An 11869-nucleotide genomic window follows, 5' to 3' on the forward strand; every position below is an offset into this window, starting at 1 on the left:
GCGAAGATCGAGCTTCGAAACCGAAAGGCAAGGCCCGGTCGCGAGACGCTAACTTCCCTCGTCGCTTCGGTCAAGCCCCTGCTCCACGGCGCGCGTCGCTCCTTATGTTGCTTCCACCGCCCACTTCTCGATCGGGCGTCAGAGGAGGCTGGGAGCATGCGTGCTTTCACGAGGAAAGCCGTAGGAGGGGCGACGCTCGCCGTCCTCCTGCTGACGGCGACGGGGTGCGCTCAGGGCACCGGTGGCGCCGACGATTCGGACGCGCAGTACGACCCCGAAGCGGAGCTGAGCGGAACGCTCTCGGTCATGGGGTTCTCGGGGGTCGACGAAGTCGCCACGTCCCGTATGGACCTGGCCAAGGAGGAGCTGGGCGACGTCGACGTCAAGCTGATCGAGGGCGACCTCGACCTCCAGCAGTTCCTGTCCGCCGTCGCTTCGGGCAAGCCGCCCGAGATCGTCTACGCCAACCGGGATCAGCTCGGGTCGCTCGCCGCGCGAGGCGCGATCGTCCCGCTCGACCGCTGCATCGAGGGCGAGAGCATCGACACCGGCCAGTACGTGCCGGCCGCCATCGACCAGGTGACGCTCGACGGCAAGGTCTACGGCATCCCGGAGTTCAACACGATCCAGCTCACGATGGCCAATCAGCAGCTCCTGGATGCTGCGGCCCTCACCGTGGAGGACGTCAACGGCTCGAGCTGGGAGAACATGAGCGCCGCGAACGAGGCACTCATGAAGAACGACGGAGGCAGCCTCAGCGTCATCGGATACGACAGCAAGCTGCCGGAGTTCCTCCCGCTGTGGGCGAAGGCGAACGGCGTCGACCTCATCTCGGCGGACGGCAAGACCGCCCAGCTGGACGATCCCAAGGTCGTCGAGGCGCTCGAGTGGGCGGTGTCGATCTACGACGCGCAGGGCGGCTTCAGCGCTGTCAAGGCGTATCGCGACTCCGCCGACTTCTTCGGCGAGGGCAACCAGTTCGCGACCAGCGTCCTCGGGGCCATGCCGATGGAGCAGTGGTACGTGAACGTGCTCAACGACGTCTCGCCCGACGCCCCGCTGGTCTTCGACACGGTTCGCGATCGCCAGGGTGCGACGCTGGCCTACGCCTCCGGCTCGGCCTGGGCGATCCCGGCCGGAAGCGCCAACCCCGAGGCGGCGTGCCGCTGGGCGCGCGCGATGACATCGGTCGAGGCGTGGGAGGCCGCGGCGAACGCCCGTATCGAGGCCCGCAGCGCCGAGGGGAAGCCGTTCACCGGCATCCTCACGGGCAACGCCGACGCCGACCAGACCATCCAGGGCATGGTGACCGAAGGCGGCGAGCCGTGGGACACGGCCGTTGCCAAGATGTACGAGGCCAACGAGTCGACGTTCTCGCTGCCGGCGAACCCCGCGGACGCCGAGTTCAAGACGGCCCTGCAGGACGGCGTCAACTCGGTGCTCAACGGCCAGGCGACGCCGGAGGAGGCGCTGGCGAAGGCGCAGCAGTCGGCGCAGAAGGCCCTCGACGACGCCTGGAGCAAGCTCGAGCAGGCATCGCAGGGAGGCGACTGAGATGACCGCCGTCGCGCCCGCGCCCGCCCGCAGCGCATCCGACCCGGATCCGCAGCGGCGGCGGGCGCGGCGGCGTGCCTCGCGTCGCAACGTCCTGTCGGCGCTGCTGTTCCTCTCGCCGTGGATCATCGGCTTCCTCGTCTTCACCCTGTGGCCGCTCATCTACAGCGCGTACCTGTCGCTCACCGACTACGACGTCATCAACGACCCGAACTTCGTCGGATTCGACAACTACGTCCAGCTCTTCCAGGATCCGAAGATCGCCCTGGCCCTCGGCAACACCCTGTTCTTCACCTTCATCCAGATCCCCCTGTACGTCCTCGTCTCCCTCGCGCTCGCCCTCCTGCTCAACCGCGCGGGGCGCAGCTCGGGCTTCTTCCGGACGATGTTCTTCCTGCCGAAGATGACGCCCCCGGTCGCGGTCGGCATCCTGTTCCTGCTCCTCTTCAACGGGCAGAACGGACTGATCAACACCGTGCTGGGCTGGTTCGGCATCAACGGGCCGGCGTGGACGACGGATCCCGCCTGGGTCAAGCCGGGACTCATCATCATGAGCCTGTGGACGGTCGGGGCATCCGTCATCATCCTGCTGGCGGCCCTCCAGAACGTCCCCGAGGAGCTCTACGAGTCCGCGCGCATCGACGGCGCCGGATTCTGGCGCCAGTCGTTCAGCGTGACGCTGCCCATGATCAGCCCGGCGCTCTTCTTCATCATCGTCGTCAACACGATCGCGGGCCTGCAGACCTTCGACGAGGCCTACACGGCCTTCTTCGGCGCAGGCAATACGACCTACAGCAATGACGCCGCGCTCTTCTACGTCATCTACCTGTTCCAGCAGGCGTTCCAGTTCCTGCATATGGGCTACGCCTCGGCGATGGCATGGATCCTATTCTTCCTCATCATGATCGTCACGGCGGTGCAGCTGATCGTGTCGCGAAGAGTGGTCTACTACGAGGGCGAGGCGCCGAAATGAGCCGCGTCCTGCCCCAGGGCACCCCCGGTCAGGAGTTCGAGCCCGAGCGTGAGCCCGGGACCGTCCCGGTCGCCGAGGAGCGGAAGGATGCCGCAGGCTCGCGAGGGGGCGGCGCCGCCGGCTCGGCCCGCCCAGCGTCGACGCGCAGCGGCCGATCGGCACGGCGCGGCAAGCGCGTGCGCCGCGTCGTCGTCATCGCGGTGCTGACGCTGCTCACGGTGATCTTCGCCTACCCTTTCGTGTGGCTCGTGAGCGCGTCGTTCAAGCCGCGGGGCGAGGTGTTCGACAACGCCCTCATCCCGAAGACCTTCACCCTCGACAACTACGTGCAGGTCTGGCAGGAGGCGCCGGTCGGCCTCTGGCTGCTGAACACGGCGATCGTCACCGTCCTCGCCGCCGTCACGGTGACGCTCTCGAGCGCCATGGTCGCGTGGGGCTTCTCGTACTTCCGATTCCGGGGGCGCGGAGCCCTGTTCGCCCTCGTGCTCGGCTCGATGATGCTGCCCGGCGCGGTCACCATGATCCCGACCTTCCTCATCTGGAACGGACTCGGCTTCGTCGGCACGCTCGTGCCGCTGTGGGCGGGCAACCTGTTCGGCAGCGCGTTCTACATCTTCCTGCTCCGGCAGTTCATGCTGGGACTGCCACGCGAGCTGTTCGAGGCCGCGCGCGTCGACGGCGCCTCGCAATGGGCGGTGTTCTGGCGCATCGCGGTGCCGCTCACGCGGCCGGCGCTGGCGGTGGTGCTCGTCTTCGAGGTGCAGGCGGTGTGGACCGACCTCATGCGCGCGCTCATCTACCTGCGAGACTCGTCGACCTTCACCATCCCGCGCGGGCTGAAGTCGCTCGTCGACGCCTTCGGGTTCGGCGGCGAGTGGCACTGGGAGATCATCGTGACGGCCTCCGTGATCGCGACGATCCCGATGATCATCATCTTCTTCCTGGGTCAGAAGCAGATCATCCAGGGGGTGAGCACGAGCGGCCTCAAGGGCTGACGGACGGCGGGACGAGCGCGGCCCGCCATCGCCGGGGTGACCGCAGCAGGGCCGGGCCGCCCGCCGTGGACGATGTCACTGCGCTTCGTCGGTGAACTCCGCCTCCTGGTGCGCGTACTCCGCCGGCTCGGGGACGACGTACAGTCCCGAGGGCGAGTTCGCCGTGTAGGCGAGCGCATCGATCCAGGCGCGATTGAGCGCGGGTCTCCGGCTGCCGTAGAACTTGTACACGAGCGAGCTCCTCGGGTGCAGCCAAACCGTCGTCCGACCGTCGCCGAGGCTCGGGTCGTCACGCCAGCTGAAGTGGAACGCCTCACCACGACGAAGCTTCGTTCCGATGACGATCTGAAGGTGGGCGAGGGTCCGGTCCTCGAAGTCGACCTTGATGATGCCCTCGTAGATGAATTTGCCCATTCCGCACTCCTCACCGGGATCCTCTGGAGATGATCCGGTTCACCGATTCACACGATTGCGCCCCCCGGCGGCGTGATCTGCAGCCATTGGAAGCCGTAGGGGCCGAGCTCGACATCCGTCGACCGCTGCGGATCCAGCGCGATCTCGTGCAGATGCAGCATGTCGGTCAGCACCTCGCCGCCGAGGTCGGTCGAGGTCGGCAGCGCCACCGTCTGCGGCTCGGCGGTGAGGTTGTGGAGGGCCAGCATGCCGCCCTCGCCGTCGGTGCGGAGGATGTGCGCCAGCACGCCGGGATTGGGATGCTCGACGATCTCGCAGTCCCCCCACCCGATCTCCGGCGTCGTGCGGTATCGGGCGATCAGGGCGCGGATGAAGTGGAACAGCGATTCCTCGTCCATCTGCTGATTGCGCACGTTCACGTGGTCCGGGCCGTAGCCGCCCGCTGTGAGCGCGTTCGGAAGACGCGACGGCGGCGCCGTCGAGAAGCCGCCGTTGCGCGCAGGCGCCCACTGCATGGGCGACCGGACGGTGGCGCGACCGGGGAGGTCGGCGTTCTCGCCCATCCCGATCTCCTCGCCGTAGTAGAGGACGGGGCAGCCGGGCAGCGAGAACATGAGGCTGTACGCGAGCTGGAGGCGCCGCGGATCGCCGTCGAGCATCGGCGCGAGGCGTCGGAGGATGCCGCGGCCGTAGATCCGCTGTTCGGCGTCGGGCGCGAAAGCGGCGAAGACCTCTTCCTTCTCATCGTCACCGAGCATCTGCAGGGTGAGCTCGTCGTGGTTGCGCAGGAAGTTCCCCCACGTGACGGGCTCGGAGGTGGACGGCCTGGATCGCAGCGAGCGGAGGATCGGCTCGGCGTCCCGGCGCACCATCGCGAGGTAGAGGGCGTTCATCAGGGTGAAGTCGAACTGGGCATCCAGCTCGCCGCCGTGAGGCCCGCCGAAGTAGTCCAGCTGCCGGTCGTGCGGCAGCGCCACCTCGCCCAGGAGCATCGCCTCGCTGGATCGGCGCCGGACGAAGCGCTTGAGGTCGCGGAGGAACTCGTGCGGATCCACGGGATACGGAGCGCCCTCTCCCTCGAGCAGGAACGGCACTGCGTCGATGCGGAAGCCCGAGATCCCCAGCGCGAGCCAGAAGGCGACGATCTTCGAGATCTCGTCGCGCACGTGCGGGTTCGCGAGGTTCAGATCCGGCTGGTGCGTGTAGAAGGAGTGCAGGTAGTACTGCTCGGTCTTCGGCTCCCACTCCCAGATGCTCTCCTCCTCACCCGGGAAGACGGTGTTCTTGGAGTTGCGCGTGGGGCGGTCGCGCCAGACGTAGAAGTCGCGGAAGCGCGAGTTGCGCGACCGCTTGGCCTGCACGAACCACGGGTGCTTGTCGGACGTGTGGTTGACGACCAGGTCGATGATGACGCGGATGCCTCGGCTGCGGGCCGTGCGGATGAACTCCACCGCGTCTCCCAGACTCCCCAGACGCGGGTCGACGGCGTAGAAGTCGCTCACGTCGTATCCGTCGTCCAGGTCGGGCGACGGGTAGAACGGCATCAGCCAGATGCAGGTGATCCCGAGCTGCTCGAGGTACGGGATCGACTCGGTCAGCCCGGTGAAGTCGCCGACGCCGTCGCCGTCGCCGTCCCGGTAGGTCTCGACGTCGAGACAGTAGACGACGGCGCTGCGCCACCACAGGTCTCCCGTGTCGGCGAGCCTCATGCGACGGCCTCCCGCAGCGCAGGAAGAAGCTCGTCGCGCGCACGCTCGAGGAACGCGGACTGATCGAGGCCCACATGGTGCAGGAACATCTCCTGGAAGCCGGATGCCGCGACCTCCGCCAGCCGCTCGGCCATCGAGGCGGCGTCGGTGTCGATCAGCACGGCCGAGCGCAGGGTCTCCTCGTCGCCCGGGTCCGACATCCGGTCGAAGTCCTCGGGCTGCTCGAGCTCCCACATGACCTCGCCCGGAGCCGTCCCGTGCCGCCACTGCTCGGCGGCTACGCCGAGCCCCTCATCGATGCTGGAGGCGAGGCACACATGGACCTGCACGGCGACAGGGCCGCTGCCGCCGGCATCCGTATAGGCCCGCGCCACCTTCTGCAGGCCCGCGGGATCGTGGCCCACCGTGATGAGGCCGTCCGCCCACTCCGCCGCCCAGGCGGCGGTCTCGGGAGTGACGGCGGTGGCGCGAAGGGGCGGCGGAACGGCCGGTCTGCTCCACACCCGCGCGTCGTGCACCCGAACGACCCCGTCGTGGTCGACGCGCTCACCCGCGAGCAGGCGACGGATCACGTCGACCGACTCGCGCAGGCGCACCTCGCGCTCGCTCTTGGGGGGCCAGGGATCGCTCGTCACATGCTCGTTGATCGCCTCGCCGCTCCCGAGAGCGGCCCAGTAGCGCCCCGGGAACATCTCCTCGAGCGTCGCGATCGCCTGGGCGACGATCACCGGGTGATATCGCTGCCCCGGTGCGGCGACCATGCCGATCGGGAAGGACGTCGTCGCGAGCGCCGCGGCGATCCAACTCCACGAGAACCCCGACTGCCCCTGCGCGAGGCCCCAGGGCGCGAGGTGGTCGGAGCTCATCGCGGCGTCGAAGCCGGCGGACTCCGCCTCCTGCACGAGCGTCAGCAGACGCGAGGGTGTGAACTGCTCATGGGAGGCATGGAATCCGATTCGCACGTGGGTCACTCCGATTCGACTGAGGTGGCATGGTGGGGCGCCCCGACGGACTTCACCTCCCGAGGAGCGGGATCACGAAGAACGTCACGAGCCCGAAGGCGATGAGGCCCATCCACGTCCAGAACATCGCGCGCCTGCCGACACGCTCGGGCACCGTTTCCGGCATCCCCGGCCTCCTCTTGCTCGACCCTGGCCACGGTAGACGCGCGCGGCCCGCCCCTACAGGGGCTTGACGATCCGCTCGCGGGCGTGTCAACCCCGGGCCGGCTGAGTCGGTTCGCGGGTGCCCGCGGTTATCCCACACCCTTCGGCATCACGCAAGCCCCGGGAAAGTGGCCGAGGCGCCACGTAGGACTGTATGCAGACCGGCCCGCTGTGGCCGCCGAATCGGAAGGGAGTCGCGATGTCGGACACTCGTGACACGCTGCCAACGGGCGGGGAGGCTTACCCCGCCACCACCTCGCCGAACGTATACACCACGACCCCAGGCGGGTCGACGAGCCCCGCAGGCACGGGGAACTCCTCGCCATCCTCCGGCAGCGGAGGCGGCGTCGAGACCGCCAAGCAGGAGGCCGCGAACGTCGCGGGAACTGCCAAGGACGAGGCCAAGCACGTGGCCCAGACCGCCAAGCAGGAGGTCAAGGAGGTCGGGCGCGAAGCGCGCACGCAGATCTCGCGCCTCTACGACGAGACCCGCTCCGAGCTCAGCGGCCAGGCGTCGCAGCGCCAGGACCAGGTCGCTCAGGGTCTGCGCTCGGCGAGCGACGAGCTGCGCAGCATGGCCGACTCGAGCACGGACGGCGGGGTCGCCACCGACCTCGTGCGGCAGGCGGCCACCCGCCTGAGCAGCGCCGCGTCGTGGCTCGGCGACCGCCAGCCCGCCGACCTCCTCGACGAGGTCAAGCGCTATGCGCGTCGCCGTCCGGTGGTGTTCCTCGGGGTCGCCGCTCTCGCCGGCGTCGTCGTCGGCCGTCTCACGCGCTCGATCGCGGCCGGAGAGCCGGAGCCTGACTACACCCAGAACCGCGGTCTCACCGCCTCGTCCCGTCCCGCTGCGGTCGGTGGAACCGGGTCGGCCTACGTCGGCACCGGTACGTCGACCGCCGCGTACGGCGACACGCCCGTCTACGACGCCTCATCGGCCGGCCTCGGCACGGGGGTCGGCACGGGAACCGTCGTGGATGCGGCGGACGACGTGAACGACCCGCTCTACGGCTCTGAGGGGCGCGGATGACCGATCAGACACCCGCCGCGCGGAGCATGGAGCCGTCGCGAGCGGCACCCCTGGACGACTCGACGCCGTCGGAGCGCCAGGCGGCGAACTCGTCGCTGGGTGAGCTCGTCACCCAGGTGCTGGGCGACATGTCGACCCTCATGCGCCAGGAGATCGAGCTCGCCAAGGCCGAGATCCGCGAATCGGCGAAGACCAGCGCGAAGGCGGGCGCCATGCTGGGCGCCGCCGGATACGCGGGGCACCTGACGATCCTCTTCCTGTCGATCGCCCTCTGGTGGGCGCTCGGCTACCTCATCGGGAACGGATGGTCGGCCCTCGTGGTGGCCGTGATCTGGGGAATCGTCGCAGCGATCCTCTTCGTCGTCGGCCGGAACAACATGAAGAAGGTTCAGGGAGCCCCTCAGACGGTGGAGACGCTGAAGGAGATTCCCGACACGCTGAAGAGGAATGAGGAGAACCGATGAGCAACCAGTCACCGGAAGAGATCCGGGCGGACATCGAGTCCACTCGGCGCGAGCTCGGTCAGGACGTCGACGCGCTCGCCGACAAGGTCACGCCGTCGAAGATCGTCGACCGCCAGAAGAACAAGATCCGCGGAGCCTTCACCAGTGTGCGCGAGAGCGTCATGGGTGCCGCGGACGACTTCGGGTCGTCGGTGCACGACGCGGGCGACTCGGCCGCATCGGGTGTGCAGCACGCCGGGCAGTCGGTCGCGCACGCCGGTCAGGCCGTGGCGCGCAAGGCGAAGGGCAACCCGCTCGCGGCCGGACTGATCGCGTTCGGGGCGGGCCTGCTCGTGGCATCCCTCATCCCGGCCTCGGACAAGGAGCGGCAGCTCGCCGCCAAGGTCGAGGAGAAGGCGCAGCCCCTCGTGGACCAGGCGAAGGATGTCGCCCGAGAGGTCGGCGAGAACCTCAAGGAGCCCGCACGCGACGCGGTCGACTCGGTCAAGACGACCGCGCAGGACGCCGCCCAGCATGTGGCCGAAGACGCCAAGTCCAGCGGCCAGACGGTCGCGGACCAGGCGAAGGACTCGGCGGGGACGGCCAAGGAGGAGCTGAGCTCCGGCTCGTCGAGCACCGGCTCGGGAACGACCTCGGGCACCGGCTACTGACCCATCCGTCGTCCTCGACGACGAACATCGATCCGCCTCCGGGTGCGGGACATCGGTCGCGACGAGCGGCCGGACCGCCCCGGGGGCGGACGGGCGTCGCCCTGTCGCCGGATCCCACCCGATGAAAGGAATCAGCACGTGCAGATCGTAGAGACCATCGACGTCGACGTCCCCGTGACGACGGCGTACAACCAGTGGACGCAGTTCGAGAGCTTCCCGCACTTCCTTCAGGAGGTGGAGTCGATCACGCAGATCGACGACACCCACAACCACTGGAAGGTGAAGATCGGCGGGTTCGAGCGTGAGTTCGACACCGAGATCACCGAGCAGCACCCCGACGAGCGGGTCGCCTGGAAGAGCGTGGGCGGCGACACGGAGCACGCCGGCGTCGTGACGTTCCACCGCCTGGACGAGGCGAAGACCCGCGTGACGGTCCAGATCGACTGGGAGCCGGGCGACCTCCTTGAGAAGGTCGGCGCCGCGGTGCACGCGCCGCAGCACGCGGTCAAGAAGGACCTCGACAACTTCAAGGAGTTCATCGAGGGACGAGGCGCCGAGACCGGCGCCTGGCGCGGCGATGTCGAAGCCGGCACCGGAGATGCGGGCACGGCCCGGGGCCTGTGATGAGCGACGCATCGAACAAGCCCAGCCAGGCCGAGGGCGAAGACCCCGATCGTCCGGGTACGGGCGACGGGTCGGAGGCGACGGACATGCCCTCGCAGGCCGAGGGCGAGGATCGCTCCCCGCAGACCGGCGACCAGCAGTCCGACGGCACCGCGGACGGCGGCACGCCCGGAGCATGACGTGATGTGACGAGCCGGCGCTTCCCGATCTCGCGGAGTGCCGGCTCGTGCGCTTCTCCGGCTCTCGCGGTCGAGGTCCTCATCCCGGCAGCGGATCGCCCAGCTGAGCTCACCGCCACCCGCGCGAAGCTCTCCTCTCACGGCGATCCGCCCCTCGGCGTGCTCGTGAGCCACCGGCCCGAACAGCGACCGGCGGTGTCCGCGACGCCTGCGCGCCGCGAGACGCCGGCGATCGACCTCTTGGACTGAGTCCATCGGCGCGAGAAGGAGAAGCAGTGTGCACTGCTTCTCCTTCTTCTGCAAGCCCCTCCCCGGTTCTCCGCTTCCCGCCGACGATCCAGGAAGCGAAGACATCGGGGAGGTGGCGCGCATGAGCGGATTCGCGGCCGGATCCCGGGCGGGCGATGCCCGGGTGCTCGAGAACATGGGCCTGGCCCGACGCGTCGCCCGCCGCTTCTTCCGGGCGGGGACGAACCGCGACGACGACCTCGTGCAGGTCGCCTACATCGGCCTCGTCAAGGCCGCGCAGCGCTTCGAGCCGGCGCGCGGGACCGATTTCGCCGCGTACGCGGTGCCGACGATCTCGGGCGAGATCAAGCGGCACCTGCGCGACCACGGATGGTTCGTCCGGCCACCGCGCGCGGTGCAGGAGCTGCGCCTGCGGATCGGCGAGGTCGCGCCCCGCCTGACGCAGACCCTCGGACACCGGCCCTCGCTCGCAGAGCTCGCGACGGAGCTCGACGAGCCCGTCGACCGGGTGCGCGAGGCGATCGACAGCGGCGCGCACCTGCGCCCGCTGTCACTCGACGCGCCGGTCGGCGACGATGCCGACGACACCCTCGGCAGCCTTCTGTCCCGCACGACCGGCGAGTGGGAGCGGGCGGAGCTCGGGATGCTGCTGTGGGCCGCGCTGCGACGGCTCTCGCCGCGCGACCGGCGTGTCGTGCAGCTGCGATTCTTCGAGGACTGCACGCAGGACGACATCGCCGCCCGCGTCGGCGTGACGCAGATGACCGTGTCGCGCATCCTCACGCGGACCCTTCGCGCGCTCCGCGAGGATCTCCAGGAGGAACCGGCGTGGAATCGGCGGAGCGCGTGAGGGTGTCAGCGATCGCCTGCCGCCGGCAGCAGGCCGTCGACGGCGGACAGCACATCATCCACGCCGACCGCGAGGAGCGCGGGATCGGGCTCCTCGGCGAAGGCCTCCCCGCGTCGAACGCGCTCGTCGGTGAGCACGACGTGCGGACCGGGCGGCGGTCCCCACTCCGAGGGGGAGGCGGGACCGAACAGCACGACCGAGGGCCGGCTGTAGGCGGACGCGAGGTGCGCGGCACCCGTGTCGGCCGACACGACCAGACGCGCGTCGGCGATGACCGAAGCGAACGTCCCGAGGTCGATGCGGCCCGCGAGCACCGCCGACGCGTCGTCGCCGGCCTGCTCGGCCACGACGAGGGCACGCTCCCGCTCCCGGGCGTCGCCGGTGTAGACGACGGCGTGCCCGTCCGCTCGCAGCCGGCGGGCGACGGCGGCGAAGCGCTCGACGGGCCACCGCCGCGAGCCGTAGAACGCGCCGACGTGGACGACCGTCGCGCCGTGCGCGGGGCTGGGCGCCCCCCGCTGGAGCCGGACGTCGTCCGCCTGCGCGCGCACTCCGTACGCGCCGACGAGACGCACCCACCGCTCGCGCTCGAGGATCCCGTCCTGCCAGGCCGGCATGCCGGGATCCCCCGCCGCCTCGCCGTCGATCTCCGGCACGCGGTGGACGATCTTCAGCCGCGGCTGGAGCTCGTCGATGCGGCCCCGGCTCTCGGTCCCCTTCCCGTGCATGTTGACGGCGATGTCGGCCCGGCCGCGTTCGAGCGCGACCTGCTCGTCCAGTCCCGGGGTGGGGAGGATGTCGTCGACCCCTTCGACCAGCTCGACGATCGGCGCGAGCCATCCGGGCACGGCCAGGACGAGGCGATGATCGGGATACGCGTGGCGCAGTCCCCGGATCGCCGGAACGGCGACGAGGAGGTCGCCGAGCTTGAGCGCGCGAAGGACCACGAGCTCCGGGCGCCCGTCCGGCGGGCCGAGTTGCCGCATCCCCCCAGCATCCCAGCCCCCCGGAC

General features: G+C 69.6%; 13 protein-coding genes. 9 read left to right on the forward strand and 4 right to left on the reverse strand.

The genetic code is table 11. The features are described from left to right. The first annotated feature begins 156 nt into the window (after positions 1-156). From EV279_RS00790 to EV279_RS00800, 3 genes are read left to right on the forward strand one after another with little or no spacing between them, the layout of a single operon-like run. A complete protein-coding gene (locus EV279_RS00790) occupies positions 157-1554 on the forward strand; it encodes an extracellular solute-binding protein (protein WP_133541052.1) in 1398 nt (465 codons plus the stop codon). Position 1555: 1 nt separating this feature from the next. Continuing rightward, positions 1556-2527 (forward strand): sugar ABC transporter permease, encoded by a 972-nt coding sequence (locus EV279_RS00795; RefSeq protein ID WP_133541053.1) that lies wholly within the window; start codon positions 1556-1558, stop codon positions 2525-2527. Beyond that, positions 2524-3522 (forward strand): carbohydrate ABC transporter permease, encoded by a 999-nt coding sequence (locus EV279_RS00800; protein ID WP_133541054.1) that lies wholly within the window; start codon positions 2524-2526, stop codon positions 3520-3522. Before EV279_RS00795 ends, EV279_RS00800 begins: the two co-directional genes overlap by 4 nt. Before the next feature lie 75 nt (positions 3523-3597). Here the strand turns inward: EV279_RS00800 and EV279_RS00805 are convergent, their stop codons facing one another. Genes EV279_RS00805 through EV279_RS00815 form a run of 3 tightly spaced genes read right to left on the reverse strand, consistent with a single transcriptional unit; the run spans position 3598 to position 6616 of the window. Continuing rightward, entirely contained in the window at positions 3598-3936 is a 339-nt protein-coding gene (locus EV279_RS00805; RefSeq protein ID WP_133541055.1) for an ATP-dependent DNA ligase, read from the reverse strand. Between the two features lie 47 nt (positions 3937-3983). Continuing rightward, positions 3984-5645 carry an alpha-amylase family protein gene (locus tag EV279_RS00810; protein ID WP_133541056.1) on the reverse strand — a complete coding sequence of 554 codons (1662 nt, stop codon included), beginning with the start codon at positions 5643-5645 and terminating at the stop codon, positions 3984-3986. Beyond that, complete coding sequence (locus EV279_RS00815) at positions 5642-6616, reverse strand: TIGR03885 family FMN-dependent LLM class oxidoreductase (protein WP_243728384.1); 975 nt, start codon at positions 6614-6616, stop codon at positions 5642-5644. The genes EV279_RS00810 and EV279_RS00815 overlap by 4 nt, the downstream gene beginning before the upstream one ends. A gap of 394 nt (positions 6617-7010) precedes the next feature. Between EV279_RS00815 and EV279_RS00820 the strand changes: the two genes are divergently transcribed. The 6 genes from EV279_RS00820 (at position 7011) to EV279_RS00845 (ending at position 10857) form a co-directional block, all read left to right on the forward strand. Continuing rightward, a complete protein-coding gene (locus EV279_RS00820) occupies positions 7011-7841 on the forward strand; it encodes a hypothetical protein (RefSeq protein ID WP_133541057.1) in 831 nt (276 codons plus the stop codon). 26 nt (positions 7842-7867) lie between these two features. Continuing rightward, positions 7868-8305: a phage holin family protein gene (locus tag EV279_RS00825; protein ID WP_133544468.1), complete on the forward strand. Its 438-nt coding sequence runs from the start codon at positions 7868-7870 to the stop codon at positions 8303-8305. Next, positions 8302-8955, forward strand: a complete 654-nt coding sequence (locus EV279_RS00830) for a DUF3618 domain-containing protein (protein WP_133541058.1) — start codon at positions 8302-8304, stop codon at positions 8953-8955. The genes EV279_RS00825 and EV279_RS00830 overlap by 4 nt, the downstream gene beginning before the upstream one ends. A gap of 138 nt (positions 8956-9093) precedes the next feature. Beyond that, a complete protein-coding gene (locus tag EV279_RS00835; protein ID WP_133541059.1) occupies positions 9094-9579 on the forward strand; it encodes an SRPBCC family protein in 486 nt (161 codons plus the stop codon). Beyond that, positions 9579-9758 carry a hypothetical protein gene (locus EV279_RS00840; protein ID WP_133541060.1) on the forward strand — a complete coding sequence of 60 codons (180 nt, stop codon included), beginning with the start codon at positions 9579-9581 and terminating at the stop codon, positions 9756-9758. The genes EV279_RS00835 and EV279_RS00840 overlap by 1 nt, the downstream gene beginning before the upstream one ends. A 370-nt stretch (positions 9759-10128) precedes the next feature. Next, on the forward strand, positions 10129-10857 hold the full coding sequence (locus tag EV279_RS00845; protein ID WP_133541061.1) for a sigma-70 family RNA polymerase sigma factor: 729 nt from the start codon (positions 10129-10131) through the stop codon (positions 10855-10857). Positions 10858-10862: 5 nt separating this feature from the next. Here EV279_RS00845 and EV279_RS00850 read toward each other — a convergent pair whose 3' ends face one another. Further along, a complete protein-coding gene (locus EV279_RS00850; protein WP_208109442.1) occupies positions 10863-11843 on the reverse strand; it encodes a glycosyltransferase family 9 protein in 981 nt (326 codons plus the stop codon). Positions 11844-11869 lie beyond the last annotated feature (26 nt).

Source organism: Microbacterium sp. BK668, assembly GCF_004362195.1.
In the GTDB taxonomy this organism is placed as follows: domain Bacteria; phylum Actinomycetota; class Actinomycetes; order Actinomycetales; family Microbacteriaceae; genus Microbacterium.